This is a genomic window from Arthrobacter sp. FW306-04-A (assembly GCF_044358315.1).
GTDB lineage: Bacteria > Actinomycetota > Actinomycetes > Actinomycetales > Micrococcaceae > Arthrobacter.
In genome coordinates this window covers 2518093-2535625 of sequence record NZ_CP084559.1, presented here as the reverse complement: position 1 = coordinate 2535625, position 17533 = coordinate 2518093, and the positions used below count along the sequence as shown (strand labels likewise).

Annotated in this window: 16 protein-coding genes; 8 read left to right on the top strand and 8 right to left on the bottom strand. The window is 64.9% G+C overall.

The genetic code is table 11. The annotated features are described in order from the left end of the window. The first annotated feature begins 48 nt into the window (after nt 1-48). The 3 genes from hrpB (at nt 49) to LFT43_RS11600 (ending at nt 5878) form a co-directional block, all read left to right on the top strand. Complete coding sequence (gene hrpB, locus LFT43_RS11610) at nt 49-2754, top strand: ATP-dependent helicase HrpB (protein WP_395796927.1); 2706 nt, start codon at nt 49-51, stop codon at nt 2752-2754. Nucleotides 2755-2826: 72 nt separating this feature from the next. After that, a complete protein-coding gene (locus LFT43_RS11605; protein WP_395803030.1) occupies nt 2827-3579 on the top strand; it encodes a M50 family metallopeptidase in 753 nt (250 codons plus the stop codon). Between the two features lie 121 nt (nt 3580-3700). Continuing rightward, nucleotides 3701-5878: an elongation factor G-like protein EF-G2 gene (locus tag LFT43_RS11600; protein ID WP_395796925.1), complete on the top strand. Its 2178-nt coding sequence runs from the start codon at nt 3701-3703 to the stop codon at nt 5876-5878. A 33-nt stretch (nt 5879-5911) separates the two neighbouring features. On the opposite strand, the gene LFT43_RS11595 is transcribed toward LFT43_RS11600, so the two are convergent. The 8 genes from LFT43_RS11595 to kynA form a co-directional block, all read right to left on the bottom strand. Further along, the gene (locus tag LFT43_RS11595) at nt 5912-6577 is read right to left on the bottom strand and encodes an alpha/beta family hydrolase (RefSeq protein WP_395796923.1); all 666 of its coding nucleotides are present in this window, start codon (nt 6575-6577) and stop codon (nt 5912-5914) included. After that, complete coding sequence (locus tag LFT43_RS11590; protein WP_395796921.1) at nt 6574-7194, bottom strand: L-threonylcarbamoyladenylate synthase; 621 nt, start codon at nt 7192-7194, stop codon at nt 6574-6576. Before LFT43_RS11590 ends, LFT43_RS11595 begins: the two co-directional genes overlap by 4 nt. A gap of 27 nt (nt 7195-7221) precedes the next feature. Continuing rightward, nucleotides 7222-8067, bottom strand: coding sequence for an ABC transporter permease (locus LFT43_RS11585; protein ID WP_395796919.1), 846 nt, complete (start codon nt 8065-8067; stop codon nt 7222-7224). A gap of 16 nt (nt 8068-8083) precedes the next feature. Further along, the gene (locus LFT43_RS11580; protein WP_395796917.1) at nt 8084-9070 is read right to left on the bottom strand and encodes an ABC transporter ATP-binding protein; all 987 of its coding nucleotides are present in this window, start codon (nt 9068-9070) and stop codon (nt 8084-8086) included. Further along, complete coding sequence (locus LFT43_RS11575) at nt 9067-10155, bottom strand: outer membrane lipoprotein carrier protein LolA (RefSeq protein ID WP_395796915.1); 1089 nt, start codon at nt 10153-10155, stop codon at nt 9067-9069. Before LFT43_RS11575 ends, LFT43_RS11580 begins: the two co-directional genes overlap by 4 nt. A gap of 86 nt (nt 10156-10241) precedes the next feature. After that, on the bottom strand, nt 10242-11132 hold the full coding sequence (locus LFT43_RS11570; RefSeq protein ID WP_395796913.1) for a PaaX family transcriptional regulator C-terminal domain-containing protein: 891 nt from the start codon (nt 11130-11132) through the stop codon (nt 10242-10244). Beyond that, nucleotides 11129-12367, bottom strand: a complete 1239-nt coding sequence (locus tag LFT43_RS11565; RefSeq protein ID WP_395796911.1) for a kynureninase — start codon at nt 12365-12367, stop codon at nt 11129-11131. Before LFT43_RS11565 ends, LFT43_RS11570 begins: the two co-directional genes overlap by 4 nt. A gap of 64 nt (nt 12368-12431) precedes the next feature. Continuing rightward, nucleotides 12432-13301: a tryptophan 2,3-dioxygenase gene (kynA, locus tag LFT43_RS11560; protein WP_395796909.1), complete on the bottom strand. Its 870-nt coding sequence runs from the start codon at nt 13299-13301 to the stop codon at nt 12432-12434. Between the two features lie 133 nt (nt 13302-13434). Here kynA and LFT43_RS11555 point away from each other — a divergent pair, with 133 nt between their 5' ends. The 5 genes from LFT43_RS11555 (at nt 13435) to LFT43_RS11535 (ending at nt 17522) form a co-directional block, all read left to right on the top strand. After that, nucleotides 13435-13932 carry an HAD domain-containing protein gene (locus LFT43_RS11555; protein WP_395796907.1) on the top strand — a complete coding sequence of 166 codons (498 nt, stop codon included), beginning with the start codon at nt 13435-13437 and terminating at the stop codon, nt 13930-13932. Between the two features lie 168 nt (nt 13933-14100). Next, nucleotides 14101-15315: an anion permease gene (locus tag LFT43_RS11550; protein WP_395796905.1), complete on the top strand. Its 1215-nt coding sequence runs from the start codon at nt 14101-14103 to the stop codon at nt 15313-15315. Then, a complete protein-coding gene (locus LFT43_RS11545; RefSeq protein WP_395796903.1) occupies nt 15312-15533 on the top strand; it encodes a hypothetical protein in 222 nt (73 codons plus the stop codon). Before LFT43_RS11550 ends, LFT43_RS11545 begins: the two co-directional genes overlap by 4 nt. A gap of 127 nt (nt 15534-15660) precedes the next feature. Continuing rightward, nucleotides 15661-16620: a hypothetical protein gene (locus tag LFT43_RS11540; RefSeq protein WP_395796901.1), complete on the top strand. Its 960-nt coding sequence runs from the start codon at nt 15661-15663 to the stop codon at nt 16618-16620. Further along, complete coding sequence (locus LFT43_RS11535) at nt 16617-17522, top strand: hypothetical protein (RefSeq protein ID WP_395796899.1); 906 nt, start codon at nt 16617-16619, stop codon at nt 17520-17522. Before LFT43_RS11540 ends, LFT43_RS11535 begins: the two co-directional genes overlap by 4 nt. Nucleotides 17523-17533 lie beyond the last annotated feature (11 nt).

Below are 17533 nucleotides of genomic sequence, written 5' to 3'. Positions count from 1 at the left end.
AGCAGTCCACCTTTCAGGCTCGGTTCCGCATGTATGCACAATGGAGGAGTGAATTCCCCACTCGTCCCGCGGAACGCCGCGCCTGCCTACAGCCTCTTTGACCTTGGCGCGATCGGGGCAGGACTCGTTTTCGCGGACTCGTTGGGAGAACTCGCCGAAGCGCTTGGGGCAAACGGGGCGGCTGGAACCGCCGTCGTACAAGCCCCTCCAGGAACCGGCAAGACGACGCTTGTTCCGCCCCTGCTTGCCAATATCGCGGCCGGCTCCGCCAACGGGGATGAACGCCCCCGCGTGGTGGTGACCCAGCCACGCCGGGTTGCTGCGCGCTCGGCCGCACGCCGCCTCGCCGCCCTCGATGGCAGCCGCCTGGGTGACCGCGTCGGATACACCGTCCGGGGAGAAAGCAAGACGGGTCCGGGAACCCTCATCGAGTTCGTCACCCCTGGAATCCTCTTGCGGCGGCTGCTTGCGGATCCGGGGATTGAGAGCATCAATGCGGTGATCCTCGACGAGGTTCACGAACGCGGCTTGGAGACAGACCTGCTGCTGGGCATGCTCATCGAGGTCCGTGGGTTGCGCGAAGACCTCGCCCTTGTGGCAATGTCGGCAACCTTGGACGCGCCACGGTTCGCCGCGCTGATTGGGGGTGCGGCCGTCGGGAAGGACGGAACTGGAGAGCACGACGGCGGCGGGCCGGCTCCCGTCGTTAACTGCGCTTCCGCGCTGCACCCTTTGGAGGTGGACTGGGCACCCGCGGCCGTGCCGCGCTTGGATGCACGCGGGGTGGCCCGCGCTTTCCTGGACCATGTGGCGGATACGGCTGGGGCGTCGTACGCCGAAACGCTCGCGGCCGGCCCCGACATCGACGCTCTCGTGTTTGTCCCCGGTGCATGGGAGGTGTCCTACGTCGCTTCCCGGCTGCGCGCCCGCCTCGCTGCAAGGGTACCGGGCGCGGAGGTGTTGGAGCTTCACGGACAGGCAAGCCCGGCTGAACAAGACCGGGCAGTTTCCGGGCGGGAACCTGGCGGACCTCCCCGGATCATCGTGTCGACCGCATTGGCCGAATCCTCCCTGACTGTTCCGGGAGTCCGGCTTGTCATCGACGCGGGGCTATCCCGCGAGTTGCGGCGCGACTCCAACCGCGGAATGTCCGGCTTGGTTACCGTCTCCTGTTCCCGCGCGTCCGCGGAACAGCGTGCCGGACGCGCGGCACGCCAGGGGCCCGGTCGAGTGGTCCGCTGCTACGAGCAAAAGGCGTTTGGTGCGGCACCGGCCCACCCCACCCCGGAAATTGCGTCCGCGGACCTGACGGGCGCCGCCCTGGTCCTGGCCTGTTGGGGATCGCCACGTGGCCGGGGACTGGCCCTTCCAGACACGCCACCCCAAGCAGCGATGGATGATGCGGTGGAAGTGCTCCGGGAACTCGGCGCGATTTCCCCGGATGGACTTGCGACGGACGTGGGAAAGACGCTGGCAAGGGTTCCCGCCGATCCGCGCCTGGCCCGCGCACTGCTCGATGGCGCCGCCGTCGTCGGGCGTCGCGAGGCGGCTGAGGCCGTTGCACTCGTCGCGGGGGATCAGCGCCCTCCCGGAGCTGATCTGACCCGCCTCCTGGTCTCGCTCCGGTCTGGCAAGGATCCCGCGGCCGCACGTTGGGCAGAGGATGTCCGGCGCATGGAGGCGATTGCACGCCAGGAGAGCTCCGGCGTCGTACCCTCCCTGTCTTCACGGGCGAGCCTGACCTCTCCGGCGAGCCCTGCGGAAGCGCTCGGGTTCGTGGTCGCCCTTGCGTTCCCGGACCGTGTGGCCCGTCGCGTTCCGGGCTCCGGACCTGAACGGTACCTGCTGACTTCCGGGACACGCGCCGGGCTGCCGGCAGGCAGTCCGCTGGCCGGCCACCAATGGCTCGCAGTGGCCGAAGTGTCCCGCGCTGAGGGCCGGGATGCGGCAGGGACCGGCGCGGTCATCCGTTCCGCCGCGCCCCTGGCAGCGGACTCGGCGCAGGCTGCCGCCAGCCACCTCCTGAGCGACACTGTGGAAGCAGAATTCAAGCAAGGCCGCGTTGCGGCCCGGCAGGAACGGCGATTGGGAGCGATCGTGCTTTCGTCGACGCCGGTGCGGCCCTCCGTGGAGGAGGGGCGGATTGCCGTAGCCCGCGCCTTGGCGAAGGACGGCTTGGGGACGATCGGATGGTCGACGGCGGCGGATGCGCTACGCCGGCGCCTGGCCTTGCTGCGCCGGGAATTGGGTGATCCCTGGCCGGACGTTTCCGAACCGGCGTTGCTGGCCAGTCTGGATAAGTGGCTGGCACCGGAGCTGGAAGCGTTAGCCGGAGGCGCCGCCACGAACGGCATCAACCTGGCCGAACCGTTACAGCGGCTGTTGCCGTGGCCCGCGGCGGCACGCCTCGGTGATCTGGCACCGGAATGGCTTGACGTGCCGAGCGGTTCGCGGGTGAGGATCGACTATCCGGACGCCGCGGACGACGGCGGCCGGCCGGTGGTGGCCGTCAAGCTGCAGGAGTGTTTCGGCTGGGCTGAGACGCCCCGCTTGGCAGGCGGGCGGGTGCCGGTGCTCTTCCACCTGCTTTCCCCGGCCAGGCGACCGTTGGCCGTGACGGACGACCTGGCTTCCTTCTGGTCCGGCCCTTACGCCCAGGTCCGTGCGGAGATGCGCGGCCGCTATCCAAAGCATCCCTGGCCTGAAGACCCGTGGACGGCGCCTGCTACGGCAAAGACCAAGCACAGGACGTGACCCGGGGTGAGGTGGCCTGGCTGAGGCTGACTGAGAGGCATTCACAGGCTTCTTCTTTAGGATGCCACGGTGATGAACATGGAATTGCGTCCCGCTGACCTGGCCAACGACTGGTGGCAAGCCGTGGTGCGGGGATTCACCACCCCGGAGGCCCCAAACCTCTCGACGCCCGTTGTCTTGGGCATCGTGGCTGCGGCCGTCGTGCTGAGTATCCCGCGGGCCACGTGGCGTTGGTTTGGCCTTTATGTGACGTTCGTGCATGAACTCGGACACGCGTTCGCCGCCCTCATGACGGGCCGGATTGTTCACGGGCTCAAGATTGGGCTCGACCACTCGGGAGAACTCCTCAGCAGTGGGCGGGGCAAGTTCGGAGCGGCCTGGTCCGGGTTCTGGGGGTATCCGAGTCCCGCAGTGGTGGGCGTAGCGCTCATCTGGTCTGTGTTCGCAGGGCGATCGGGAGCGGCCATGTCCATCGGGGCGTTGATGCTGCTGGTCGCGCTCATCTTCCTGCGGAATTTCACCGGAATCTTCGTTGCGCTGCTCAGCGCGGCGATTGCCCAGCTGCTTGTCATGTTCGCCAATCCCTCAACGGTCAGCCATGTGGTGTTGGGGCTCGGAATAGCCTTGGAAGTAGGAGCCGTGCGGGATTGGTTCAAGGTCGCATCGGTCCACACTCAGCGTCGGGATCGGCTGGCGTCGTCGGACGCCTACATCCTGGCCCGTTCCACCGGGGTGCCGTCGTTGCTGTGGCTCGTGACATTCGCGGTAGTCATTGCCGCAAGCGCCGCCCTTTCCGTTCGCTTGGTGTGGGGCATGCTCTCCTAGCCTTTTGCACGCGCGGTTTCAGCACCGTGAGTTGGCTTTCCTCTTGCCGTGCGCGGGTCAAGGGTGTGGAATCGGTTAGCAAGGGACGCGGGGGATTCGGCTTCTACTCCAGGAGGTGCTCATGTCGGTGAAAGGCTCAGGCAGTGCGACGAAGGGGTCGAACCGGACCAACCCCGATCTTCGGCGCGCGGACGCTTCGGCAACATCAGCCGATCGTCCCGAGAATATCCGCAACGTGGTCTTGATCGGTCGCTCGGGTGCTGGGAAAACGATGCTGCTTGAGTCCCTCCTCTACGCCGCCGGCGTCGTAACCCGCATGGGTTCGATCGTCGAAGGCACCACCGTGAGTGACTCGGAAGCGACGGCCATCCACCAGCAGCGTTCCATCGGACTTTCGGCAGCACCCCTCGTATTCGACGACGTCAAAGTGAACCTTCTCGACACCCCGGGCTACGCCGATTTCATGGGCGAGTTGCGTGCGGGGCTGCGTGCGGCGGATGCGGCGTTGTTCGTCGTGTCGGCCGTTGACGGGGTCGACGCCGGGACCACCGCGTTGTGGAGCGAATGCGAGCGCGTCGGCATGCCCCGGGCCGTAGTGATAAGCCGTCTTGACCATCCACGAGCGAACTATGATGCCGTCCTCGCTGAATGCCGCAGATCCTTCGGTGATTCGGTCCTGCCCCTCCATTTACCGGTCCGCCATGGTGACGCCGTCACGGGATTGCTCGGGCTTCTTTCAGGTTCGGTGTCTGAATACACCCCCGGGAATCCGCGTCCCGCAGTACGTCCTGCGGCTGGGGAGGAACTGGCCGGCTCGGACGCTGCCCGGGGCGAGCTTATCGAGGGCATCATCTCGGAGAGCGAGGATGAGACGCTGATGGACCGGTACCTTGGCGGCGAAGACGTCCCCGTCGACACCCTCGTGGAGGACTTGGAGACCGCAATCGTCCGGGGGACGTTCTTCCCGGTGCTGGCAACGTCCTCTGCGACCGGCGTCGGCACGGCCGAACTGTTGGAGGTGCTGACCCGGGCATTTCCGCCGCCAACTGAGCGGACTCTGCCTACGGTAACCGACTTGGGTGGGACACCCGTGGAACCCCTGACGTGCGATCCGGACGGTCCGCTCCTTGGCGAAGTGGTACGGACTACCGTTGACTCGTTCCTGGGGCGCGTTTGCCTTGTGCGGCTTTTCTCGGGGACACTTCGCGAGGACTCTGCCGTGCACGTGGGCGGGCACGGCCTGGCGGAACGGGGCCATCCCGACCACGACAGCGACGAGCGGATCACGCATCTTTACTCCCCGTTGGGGTCCACCCTCCGGCCGGTGCCGTTCGCGGTGGCGGGGGACATTTGCGCACTCGCGAAGGTGGCGAGCGCCGAGACGGGAGACACCGTTTCCGCCCGCGAGGCGCCGCTGCTCGTGGAAACCTGGGATATGCCGGAGCCGCTGATGCCTGTCGCGATCGAAGCGGCCTCTCACGGCGACGAGGATGCGCTGTCCAAGAGCCTGGCCAAAGTCGCGGCAGGCGATCCGACCCTGAGGGTGGAGCGGAACGCCGAAACCCACCAGCTGGTCTTGTGGTGCATGGGAGAGGCGCACTCGGAGGCGGTCCTCGACAGGTTGCGCGAGCAAGGGGTGAAGCTGCAAACGGTGGAGGTCATCACCCCGCTCAGGGAGACCTTCGCCGCCCAGGCAGCCGGACACGGGCGGTATGTCAAGCAATCGGGAGGCCACGGACAATATGCGATCTGCGATATCGAAGTGGAACCCCTTGAACGCGGGGCCGGTTTCGAATTCGTCGACAGGATTGTCGGCGGAGTCATCCCCGGCACTTACGTTGTTTCGGTCGAGAAAGGTGTCCGGGCCCAAATGAACAAAGGGGTGCGGGCAGGCTTCCCGGTAGTCGACATCAGGGTTACCCTGGTGGGCGGCAAGACGCACAGTGTCGATTCCTCGGACGCGGCTTTCCAAGCCGCTGGCGCGTTGGCATTGCGGGAGGCCGCTGCGGCCAGCAGCATTCAACTCCTGGAGCCGATTTCGGCCGTTACTGTCCTTGTGGCAGACGATCACGTGGGCGCCGTCATGAGTGATCTGTCCTCCCGCCGCGGGCGTGTCACCGGTACGACGTCCGTGGGCGGGGAAAGTACTGAAATCAGCGCCGAAGTTCCGGAACAGGAATTGCTGCGGTACGCGATCGTGTTGCGGGGACTGACCGCCGGCAGTGGCCGTTTCCGCCGGGAGTACCTGCGGCATGAGCCGCTGCCGCCCGGCATAGCCGTTGCCTCGGCGAAAGCCTAATATCCAGTGAAGTCTTGAGGACCCGCATCGGGCTCAGCGGTTCTTACGAAGGAACGCTGATACCGGGCCTGCCAATGAGGCACCTACATCCGCCGCGCTCTTTTTGACTCCGACGCGATCGAAGGAATGGTCGCCGCCGTCCCACCACTCGATGGTGGCCGTCGGGCCTATCCGGGACACTACGCCTTCTAGCAACTCGGGCGTCGCGAAGGTGTCTCGAGTGCCCTGCAGGAAAAGCATCGGCAGGGTGAGCCCGTAGAGGTGCTCGTCACGCAGCTTCTCCGGTTTCCCAGGCGGGTGCAGGGGGTAGCCGAGGTAGACGAGTCCAGCCGCGGGCATGCCTTCGGCCACTGCCATCGACGCCATGCGACCACCGAAGGACTTACCTGCCGCCCACAGCGGCTCGCCCTCTGAACGGGACGCCGCTTCCACCATGACGGCCCGCCACGCCGCGATCGCCGCAGGTGGCCGGTCGGGGAACCTCTTGCCGGCTTCCCGGTAGGGGAAGTTGAATCGCAAGGTCGCTACGCCGTCGTCGTTCAATGCGCGTGCGAGGCCGCCCAGGAAGGGATGCTCCATTCCCGCTCCCGCTCCGTGGGCGAGCACTAGGGTCGCGAATGATTTGGCAGGCCGGGTGTAGATGCCGGAGATCGGTGCGCCATCGACGTCGATGGCGATCCGGGTTTCGTCGACGCTCATTCGAAACGGGAGGGATCGCCGGTGCCGCGCCTGACCACTTCCGCTGTGCCGCTTGAGAAGTCCACCACGGTTGTGGGCTCTGCTCCAGTGTCCCCGGAATCGATCACGGCTTCCACCAGGTTGTCCAAGCGTTCCTTGATTTCCCAACCCTGGGTCAATGGCTCCTCCTCGTCGGGGAGCAACAAGGTGCTGGAAAGGAGCGGTTCACCTAGTTCGGCCAGCAGCGCCTGGACGAAGTTGTGGTTTGGAATACGCACGCCTACCGTCTTTTTCTTGGGGTGCAGGAGGCGGCGCGGCACTTCCTTGGTGGCAGGAAGGATGAATGTGTAGCTTCCCGGCGTGACAGCCTTGATGCTTCGGAACACATCGTTGTCGATCATGACGAATTGTCCGAGCTGCGCGAAGTCCTTGCAGACCAAAGTGAAATGGTGTTTGCCATCCAGCTGGCGGATCGAGCGGATCCGCTCGAGGGCTTCCCTGTTGCCAATTTGCGCGCCGAGTGCGTAGCAGGAATCGGTGGGGTAGGCGATCAGTCCGCCCGACTTCAGGATGTTCACCACCTGGGCAATTGCGCGTGGTTGGGGGTCCTGCGGGTGAACATCGAAGAATCTTGCCATGCCAAGAGCTTACGGGCAGGCCGTACTTCAGGACAGGACATCCTTGCTCGTGAACTTGCCATAGGCCAACGCCCCTGCTGCCAGAATGTAACCCGCTTGCAGCAAGGCGTTGTCTCCGAAGCTCACCCATGAGATGGGTTGGCGCAGGAGATCGGCGAAGCCCAACCAGTAGTGGCTGAACAACCAAGGATGCAGCCATTCCAGTTGCGGCAGATTGTCGGCCACTTGCGACACCACGGACAGCACGATGGTGGCCGCCATTGCACCGACGGGAATGTCCGTAAAGGTGGAAATCGCCAGCCCGATAGCGGAAAGCCCCAGCAGCGATACGGCTACATAGGCAGCAATCAGCAAGGAACGCACTACGGACTCGCCGACGCCGATAGTGTCGCCCGAGAGCAGCGTGACGGGGCCCACCGGGAACAGTACCACCCCGGCCAGAGCACCGGCGGCGGCGACCGTCAGGGTCGCTGCCAAGCAGAACACGGCGGCGGCCGTGTATTTGATCAGCAAGAGGCGGACGCGTCCCGCGGGGGCGACGAGCAAGTACCTGAGCGTCCCCAGGTTCGCTTCTCCAGCAATCGTGTCGCCTGCTACGACCCCGATAGTGAGGGGCAGGAACAATGGCACCGAAACCACCAGCGCTGTCACGCCGACGAAAAGCCCGTTTTGGGTGATTCGATCCAGGAAAGGTGGACCCCGGCCCGGAGCCACGGGGTGTGAGCTCAGTTTGACCGCCGCGGCAATGAGAATGGGAATGGCTGCGAGCGCCAGCAGCATGGCCCACGTCCGCAGCCGCCTGAACAGTACCGAGAGCTCCGAGGCCATGAGGGACCGCGAGCTTGACGGCCGGCCCTTGGGCGCGGCAGTCATGGGTTCAGTCCCGCGTTCAGCCAGCAATGTCGAAGCCCTCTCCGGTGAGGGAGACGAAGCGCTCCTCCAGGCTTGCGTTCTCCACGCCAAAGCCGCGGACCCGGACGCCGTCCGCGACGAGGGCCGCCACGATCGCCTCGGGCGCCACATCGTGCCCCGGTGAACCGGTACTGACAAGACTCTGGCCATCGGGACCGGACGAGCCGGGGGACGGAACTGACAGTTCCGACTGTAGGCCGAGCCTTGAGAGGACACGGACGGCGGCCTCAACATCAGGCGTGTGGAGCCGGATGGTGGCCTTCCCTCCGGCCCGGAGTTCCCGCAGGGTTCCTTGTGCCACGAGTTTACCGACGCTCATGACGCCCACATGGGTGCACATCTGCTCCACCTCCGCGAGGAGATGGCTGGAAACGAACACCGTGGTGCCTCCGGCGGCGAGGGAGCGGACCAAGCTACGTACCTCCCTGGTGCCCTGTGGATCCAGGCCGTTGGTGGGTTCATCCAGGACAAGCAGTTCCCGCGGCCGCAGCAGGGCATGTGCGATCCCGAGGCGCTGCTTCATCCCGAGGGAGTAGGCGCGGACTTTCTTGCCTGCGGCATGGGACAGCCCCACCCGTTCGAGTGCTTCGTCAACCCGTGCCGCACGGGTTGACGGGGAGGCATGCAGATCGGCGCTGTCCAGTCGCCGAAGGTTCGCGGCCCCGGACAGGAAGGGGTAGAAAGCCGGCCCCTCCACTAAGGAGCCAACATGGGGCAGGATTGCTGCCAGTTGGCGTGGCATTTCCCCGCCAAGGACCCGGATGTTGCCGCTTGAGGCGGACGCCAGGCCAAGCAGCAAACGGATAGTGGTGGTCTTGCCGGAACCATTGGGGCCGAGGAAGCCAAAGACGGATCCGCGGGGAACTGCTAGGTCGATTCCGTCGACCGCGGCCCGGTGGCCGAACTGCTTGCTGAGGCCCCGTGTTTCTATCGCCAGTTCAGCTGGCGGGGATGCCTCCGTCATTGCGGGGCGGCTGCAGCTTGCAGCCGCTCAAGTGGCACCATTCCCGCGAAGACGCGGCCGTCGTCGAGCATCAGAACAGACACCAGGCTGGTAGTCAGCGCGCGCCCGCCCGGAACCGCCTGGGTGAGCTGGGCCATCAACGGAGCAGCCCGGACATCAGCGGGCACTGTGCCTGCCGGCAAGCCGATCACTGCGTCCCAGCCGCTGCCCGTGATCGTGGGCCGGCCGGCTGTTGCCTTCGTCTGCGGTGCCTGGCCGGCCTTCCCGGGCAGCGCACGCAGTTGTGGAGTTGCCTTCTCTTCCACGGCGGCACCGCGAGGTGGAGTGAAACTGAACAGGCCGGCGTCGGGAGCGGACAGGTTCACGTCAGTGAAGGCAAGCGAAACGGCCGCCGCGGACTGGCCCCGTGCCCGCACATCGACCCCGAGCGGCAGGCCGGAGGCGGAGTCGACGGCGATCGTCACGGAGTCGACGAGAGTTCCGGTGCTGCGTGGTTTGATCACCAACTGGTAGGCCGTGTGTCCGGCCACCGTGGTTCCGTCGCCCACGGTCACTTCCGTGCTGGGCTGGACCGCGGCGAGGAAGTGTTGCGCGACGACGTCAGGTGTGGCCACTCCGGGAGTTGGTGTTGCGTGCGGGGCAGGGCTGCCGGTCTTGGGCGGCGCAGGCAGTGTCATATGCGCCGCGCTGTTGTCGGCCGAGTTGTAGAGCCAGAGATCGCTGCCATTGCGGACGAGATCCCGCTCGGCGAGCATGTCCATCACCTGGAACCTGGCTTTGGAGGGGCCGTCCACGTAGACCCGGGCCGTGTGCGAACCGCTCAAGAGTTCAATCACGGAAGCAGGGCCCTGGGTAGCGGCAGGTCCAGTGGAGGGGAGCTGGGGGAGTCCCAGTTCGGAATTCTGCTGAAGCGTACCGGACAAAGCACGGACCTCGGAGCGGCCGATCATGGCGATGACTTCCGCGGCCGTCTTGTGCGGCAGGCTCGTCGCAGCGCCCGCCTGGTAGGAACCAGCCAGGGCTGCCGCGGCAAGGGCTACCGGAACCATCGCGGCCGGCAACCAACGCAACCAGGAGCGGGTCATGGCAACCTCGCGAACCATCCACCATCGGGGAAGTTCATGTTTCCAGACTACTCCTGGTGCTGTGGGTGATCACGGGTTCCAGCCTCCTATGACGCCAGAGTCCTTCGTACGAAGTCCGCGCTCGGCCGTGAATAGGCGGCCCCGAGGCGCTCGAACAAGGCGATTCCCGCCATGCCGGGCCAATCCTCCGGCAGGAATTCAGCCGGCAGCCCTGGGTCCAGATACGGAATGATCCGCCAACGGTCGATGCATCGGACATAGCCGGCGAAGGTTTCGGCCGACGCCTCGGGAGAGGTTCCCATCAGCTGGTGAGCATCGCCTGAGCCGCCGTCGGGACCGTTACCCGAACTGCCGCCGTCGGCCGCCGAACCATGATGCCGGATGAAGTCGCGATGCAGTTCCGCCACTGCGTCGAGATCCCACCAAACGGAGACGGCATCGCGGAGGCTGCCGCCAACCAGGGGAGCATCAGTGACGAACACGGTGGCCATGCCGCGCAACTCGAGGTCCTCCAGGATCTCCTCCACCTCCTCGCGCAGGGAATCCGGGCAGATCCACAGCCCCGCCGCCACCGTGCCGCAGCCGATCCAGTGGAGCCTGCGCCGCAATTGGTGCCGCTTTTCCCGTTCTGTTTCCGGGATGGAAAAGGACACGAGGCACCAACGGTCCGTTGACGACATCAGCCGGGGGTTGTAGATCCGGCGGTCGCCGCGGGCAAGCATGGCCGCAGCGCCGTCGGTGATGGCGAAGCCGGGAACACCCTGGCACTGCCGGGGGAACACGATTTCCTTCTTTTTCAACCGCGACAAGGCCGTCCGGGTCACAGCCGCGGAGACCCCGAGGGCCTCCATGAGGGCGATGATGTGCCTGGTGGACATCCATCCGCCGGCATCGCGCAGGTACAAGCCGATGACCGTGCGCAGCAACGACGTGGTGCTCCCGGGCCGGGAGTCCATGTCGTCAAGGACAGCACTCACAAGAGCTCGGCGAGGGCGTCCCGGATGGCGGTCACACCCAGCTCAACCTCGGCAAAGCTGGTACTGAGCGGTGAGAGGCCGATCCGCAGTCCGTGCGGCGGACGGAAGTCGGGGATGACCCCCCGCTCCCAGAGTTTCTTGGTGACCTCGCCGAAGAGGGGATGGTCCACCGTGATGTGCGAGCCACGCTCTGCGATGTTGCGCGGGCTGACAATCTCGGCGCCCAGTGGGACCAGCATGTCTTCGGCCAAGGCAACGGCGTATTCAGTGAGCCTGATGGATTTCTCCCGCACAGCGTCCATCCCGACGGACGCAATGAGCTCCACCATGTCCTTGAGTGGCTGCATGGCGAGAACGGGCGGAGTGCCGGTGATGAAGCGCCGGATCCCCTTGGCGGGCGTGTAGCTTTCCGTCATGCCGAAAGGGCTGTCGGCACCCATCCACCCCCAAATGGGCTGCTGCAAGCGGTCTTGCTGCGCCGCGTTGACATAGGCGAAGGCGGGGGAGCCTGGGCCGCCGTTGAGGTACTTGTACGTGCAACCCACTGCAAGGTCGACACCCCACGCGTCCAGTTCGAGAGGCACCGAGCCTACTGAGTGGCACAGGTCCCAAAGCATGAGCGCACCGGAGTCCTTGACCAGCGTGGTGATCGCCTCCGCGTCTGCGAGGAAGCCGGAACGGTACGCCACGTGGCTTAGGACGGCCACGGCGGTCCGCTCGCTGAGCAGCCCCTTAAGGTCTGTGGTCCGGACGCCGCTGGCCGGGTTGGAGGCGACCCACTTGATGGTGGCGCCCCTTTCCGCCGCGATGCCTTCGATGATGAAGCGGTCGGTGGGGAAGTTGTCGCGATCAACCACGATCTCATCGCGGCCCGGTTGGGCGTCCACTGCGGCACGGATGAGCTTGTAGAGCATGACGGAGGTGGAATCGCCTACCGTGACCTGGCCGGCGGCCGCGCCCAGCGTGACGGCGCCTATCCGGTCGCCGACCCGGGTGGGCTCGTCCATCCACTGTTCGTCCCAGCCTCGGATAAGGCGGCTGCCCCACGCGTCCTGGACGAATGAAGCCAGCTTCGCCGACGTGGCCTTGAGAGGGCGCCCGAGCGAATTCCCGTCGAGATAAGCGGCGAGTTGCCCCTCCTCGGGGGCGTAAAAGGCCTCACGCTGTTCGGCGAGGGGATCGGCGGCGTCGAGTTCGCCCGACGTTGGCCGTTGGGTTTGCTGCACGCTGTTCATGTCTCTCCTGAAGAAATTTCTGTTGCGGTTGCTGGACGTGTTGATTGAGGTCTTGCTTGGGGGCTCAGTTGCCGATCTCGGTGCGTACGGCGTAAAGCTCCGGGAAAAATGTCAGGTCGAGTGCCCGCTTGAGGAAGTCGACCCCGGAGGAGCCGCCCGTCCCCACCTTGAATCCGATGGTTCGTTGCACCGTGCGCAAGTGGCGGAAGCGCCAAGCGTGGAAATTGTCCTCGATGTCTACGAGGTCTTCGCACGCCTCGTAGAAACCCCACGGCGTGGCTTCGGATTCGTAGATCTCCTGGAAGACCGGGACAAGGTCTTTTTGGAACGTCCACGGTTGGCTCTTGTCACGTTCCAGGATTTCGGCGGGGACGGCGTAGCCGGCCCGTGCCAGTACCGCGAGGAAGGCATCGTACAGAGTCGGCTGTTCGAGGAGCGCGCTGAGCTGGCTGTGAGCTGCCGGATCACTTTCGAAGACCCGGAGCATGTCGCGGTTCTTGTTGCCCAGGATGAACTCAACGCCGCGGTACTGATGGGACTGGAAGCCCGAGGAACTGCCCAGGAAGCGCCGGAATTCGGAGTACTCACGCGGAGTCAGCGTGCCCAGGACGGACCACTGCTCGGTCATGGTCCGCTGTATCGCCTTGACGCGTGCGATGCATTTGAGGGCCTTGCCAAGGTTGTCCGCATCAAGGAGCCGGCGGGCTTCAAGGAGTTCGTGCAGGACGAGCTTGAGCCACAGTTCGCTGGTTTGGTGCTGGATGATGAACAGCAATTCGTCATGGTGTTCCGGTGTGCTCAGCGGGTGCTGGGCGCTTAGGAGGCGGTCGAGGTCCAGGTACCCGCCGTAGGACATGGCCTGGCTGAAGTCGGTGCGGACCGAATCCTCGATGGGCCTGATGCTTTGGGCGGAGTGGCCGGTGCGGTTTTCCATGCATCGAGCGTATCATTTCTATGACGGACGTCAAGATAGTGAATTTTCTGCGAATGTCCCTTTGGTCGGGGCCGCGCGGTCGGCGCTCTTGTGTCTTACGCTGGGCTTATTGCCGAGTCCGGGAGGGGGGCCAGTGAGCATCGTTACGCTGTATCTGGACGTCGACGGCGTCGTGAACCCCTTTGGTCCCATGGGCTTCACCGATTGGGGTACTGAATGGAAAATCGCCGACGCCGGAATACTGGACGTCGTTTATGCCGCCGAACTGGTTGATGAGCTCAACGCGCTGGCCACGCACCCCGCAGCGAGGTTTGTCTGGCTGACCACATGGCAGCGGCTCGCCCCTGAGTTCCTGTGTCCGGCAATTGGTCTCCACGGTGAACATTGGCCCGTTTTGACCAGTGACGGCTGGGACCAGACCGCCGATTGGTGGAAACTGGACGTTTTGCAAAAGGACGTCCAAGAGTCCGGAGCCGAACGCTTCGTGTGGATGGATGATCAGTTGGCCCACGAGGCTGCAGCCCGCTCTTGGGCGGAATTCCTTGGCGACCGTGTGCTTTGGATCTCACCGGATCCGCGGCGCGGCCTGTCACGGAGCGATATCGAGGCTGTTCGGCGATTCCTCGGCTGAATCGATGTTTGGCCATGCTGGCCATGGCACGTAGGATTCTTAAGGTTTCACGCCCGCCATTGTTAATTCCGCCAGTGCAGTCAGATGAACGGTTGCTGAACAGTGCTGTGCACGGCAGGCCCGGGGAAGTGGAACTGCGCATCGTCGACTCTGCAGATTGGGCACCAGGTGGAAATCACCTTCATGGTCGCGCTTGTCATAGCGCTGGCCTTATTTTTTGACTTCACCAACGGGTTCCACGACACTGCGAACGCAATGGCTACCCCTATCGCAACCGGCGCCATCAAGCCCAAGACGGCGGTTGCCCTTGCCGCTGTGCTTAACCTCGTGGGCGCGTTCCTCTCGACCGAGGTGGCGAAGACCATTTCCGGAGGTCTCATCCGTGAGGGCACAGACGGCATCCACATCACGCCGGAGATCGTTTTCGCCGGCCTGATGGGGGCCATTCTCTGGAACATGTTCACTTGGCTCAAGGGGCTGCCCTCAAGCTCTTCCCACGCCCTCTTCGGCGGGCTCATCGGGGCGGCGATCGTTGGAATCGGATTCCACGCGGTCAATTTCGATACCGTGCTGCAAAAGGTCATTCTTCCGGCCATCTTCTCACCCCTGCTTGCCGGTGCCGTGGCCTATCTCTGCACGAGGCTCGCCTACGCCCTGACATCCCGGCACGACCCCGAAACCGGTGACAAGCTGACCCAGAAGCGCGGTGGATTCCGTACCGGACAGATCTTCACCTCAAGCCTGGTCGCGCTGGCCCACGGCACCAACGATGCGCAGAAGACCATGGGCATCATCACCCTGGTTCTCATTGCCGCCGGAACCCAGCGGGCCGGCAGCGGTCCGCAGCTCTGGGTCATCGGGGCCTGCGCACTTGCCATCGCCATCGGAACCTACGCCGGAGGGTGGCGCATCATCCGGACCATGGGATCCGGCCTCACCGAAGTCAAACCGGCCCAGGGCTTCGCCGCGGAAGCCAGCACTGCTTCGGCCATCCTCGCTTCCTCCCATCTGGGTTTCGCGCTGTCCACCACCCAGGTCGCCTCCGGCTCGGTCATCGGCTCGGGGCTCGGACGTAAAGGCACAACAGTGCGTTGGGGAACCGTGGGGCGTATCGCCACCGGCTGGCTCTTCACCCTCCCGGCCGCTGCCATCGTGGGCGCCCTAACGGCATTGCTTGTTGGCGTCGGCACCGTCGGCGTGGTTATCGCGGCAGTCGTGGGCACCGCCGTCGTCGTCTACATGTTCATTTACTCGAGGAAGTCGCACGTGGGCCACCACAACGCCGTCGAAGTCGAAGAAGCCGGCACAGCAGTCCGCTTCCGCAAGAAGGACGCCAAAAAACGAAGTCTCGCCCAGAGCATGAGTAAGGATATCCAGGCATGAAGTGGTTGGATCTGGTGCAGGTAGCCGGGGCAACCCTGGTGGCGGCCATGCTCTTGGTAGTGCTGTATTCGCTCGGGGTTCGCCTCACGGCCATCGCGGGCGACGCCCGGCAGAAATCGCCGGCAATCGTTCGGTCCCTCGCTTATCTGTGTTTCGCTTCCTGCGGAATCGCCGTGCTTTTCGGGATCTATCTGATCGTCCCGTATTTCACCAAGTAGGCTCACCGCGGGAACGCAAGCTCTGGCAGTCAAGTCCATTCGGGAGAATAATCGGCTGTGTAGCTGCGCACGCTGATTGATCCCTTGGGAGGGGCCAATACGCCGCCTTCGGCAGGTGGGGGCTGAAATGAACTACCGGACCCGGAACCGAATCCTCGGATTCCTGCTCCTTCCTGCTATTTTCGCCATGCTGGGCGGTTGCGCCGGTCCTTCACAAGATTCGGCCCCCGCTCAAGACTCCGCTTCCGCGCGATCCCCTGCCCCGGCGCCCACATCGACCGCCGTCGTCGAACCCACCGTTGCGCCTCCCGGGGGTCCTGCGGGCCCGGACGTTCCGCCGCCGCCGGCGGCGGCTCCTGTGGTCCGGTGGGTGCCGATCGGGCCGATCGGTCCCAACGATCCCCAGGAAGGGCGGATGTACCTCTACGCCCAGGGAAAAGACTGCGATAACCTGCGCGCCGGCGTCGACGGCACCACCTTCAAGGACGTGTGGCTGGCCGCTGCCGCGGTCTGCGACGCGCTGCGTGCCAACACAGGTCAGTCGTGGCAAGCCGCGGCAGTTGCCACGGCGGCAATGCCGAAGGTTCCCCCGAACCGCTGCCTCGAGTTGGCTATCGTCTCGGTGGTACGGGGCGTGGTGGACTACCACGCGAGCAACCCCACATCGACCGTTCCCCTTCAGCCGGGGGTGGGCGAATCGTGCCCCCGCCATCTGAGTGGCCTCACGGTGGTTGATGAAAACCTCAATCCTGTTCCCGGCCTGCAACGACCCAGCGGACCGCGCACGGGTGGGACCTGGGTGCGCCTGGACGGCTACTACGTCCGGGTGGGCTCGTTGAAGATCGACGGTGTCGATTCCGGAGTCGAGACCCGCAGCGCCGGCGACTACTCGCCGGTCTATTTCAAGACGCCGGCGGCCACAGCCAAGAACTCCTTCACCGTGACCATCACCGACACGCTGGAAGTGGACGGCGCGGTCCAATTCTTCTACGACGACACAGTCGGATCGTCGGCAGGCTCCACTGCCGGACCATCGTCGACAGTCGGACCGACCAAACCATCGCCAAGCGGCACGGCCTCTCGGTGAGCGACGAATCCGCCAAGAAGGAATCCAACAACCAGGATGTGGTCCTGGTCGAGTCCCGCTGGCAGCGGACGCTTGACGTGCTCTCGGTGATCGGGCCGCCGTTGACCGTAGCCACGGCGCTGCTTGTCTATTTCGGTTGGGCGCGCACGGATGCGCAAGCAAAATCCATGGGCCTGGACGTGAGCCTCTTTGGCTACACCGTCCAGGACTTCATCCTGCGCAGCATCCAGTCGCTGTTCCGCCCGCTTGCCTGGTTGGCCATAATCGGGTTCCTCTGGCTCATGGCGGACCGCGGTGTGGACAAGCTGCTCGCGGACCAGCGCTTCCGGCCCGCCATTCGAAGGACCGCGACGGCGCTGCTGGTGCTCGGCTTCCTTTTCGCCGCCGTCATGTGGATACTCACCATTTCGCAGCCGGAGCGGATTCTCCTCTACCTGCCGTACATGATCGCGGGCGGCCTGTTGCTGGGAACCTGGGGAATGAGCCTGCGCCGTCGGGCCACTGCGGGCTCTGGGCGCGGCCTCACCGTGACACCCCGCGCGCTGGAACGTTCTTTCATCTTTGTGCTTGTCACGCTCCTCCTGTTCTGGGGCACGTCCGACTACGCCCAGGCACTGGGGCGCGGAGCCGCCGTCGACTACCAGGAACGCTCCCAACTCTTGCCCACCGCCGTCGTCTACAGCAAGGAACGGCTGGCGGTTACCGCCCCCAATGTCCACGAGGAAACTGCCGGGACCGCGGCCGAGCCGCTGTACCGATACACGGGGCTCCGGCTGCTCGTGGTGAGCGGGGGACGGATCTTCCTACTCAACGATGGCTGGACGCTGAAGGAAGGCCGCGTCGTCGTGCTGCGCGATGATTCGAGCGTCCGCGTGGAGTATGGGAACCCATCGGCTGAATGAGTAGGGTAAGG

Coding starts and splice junctions, on each gene's coding strand:
- LFT43_RS11605 (WP_395803030.1), top strand. CDS start 2,827: ATGAACATGGAATTGCGTCCCGCTGACCTGGCCAACGACTGGTGGCAA.
- LFT43_RS11600 (WP_395796925.1), top strand. CDS start 3,701: ATGTCGGTGAAAGGCTCAGGCAGTGCGACGAAGGGGTCGAACCGGACC.
- LFT43_RS11595 (WP_395796923.1), bottom strand. CDS start 6,577: ATGAGCGTCGACGAAACCCGGATCGCCATCGACGTCGATGGCGCACCG.
- LFT43_RS11590 (WP_395796921.1), bottom strand. CDS start 7,194: ATGGCAAGATTCTTCGATGTTCACCCGCAGGACCCCCAACCACGCGCA.
- LFT43_RS11585 (WP_395796919.1), bottom strand. CDS start 8,067: ATGACTGCCGCGCCCAAGGGCCGGCCGTCAAGCTCGCGGTCCCTCATG.
- LFT43_RS11580 (WP_395796917.1), bottom strand. CDS start 9,070: ATGACGGAGGCATCCCCGCCAGCTGAACTGGCGATAGAAACACGGGGC.
- LFT43_RS11575 (WP_395796915.1), bottom strand. CDS start 10,155: ATGACCCGCTCCTGGTTGCGTTGGTTGCCGGCCGCGATGGTTCCGGTA.
- LFT43_RS11565 (WP_395796911.1), bottom strand. CDS start 12,367: ATGAACAGCGTGCAGCAAACCCAACGGCCAACGTCGGGCGAACTCGAC.
- kynA (WP_395796909.1), bottom strand. CDS start 13,301: ATGGAAAACCGCACCGGCCACTCCGCCCAAAGCATCAGGCCCATCGAG.
- LFT43_RS11545 (WP_395796903.1), top strand. CDS start 15,312: ATGAAGTGGTTGGATCTGGTGCAGGTAGCCGGGGCAACCCTGGTGGCG.
- LFT43_RS11540 (WP_395796901.1), top strand. CDS start 15,661: ATGAACTACCGGACCCGGAACCGAATCCTCGGATTCCTGCTCCTTCCT.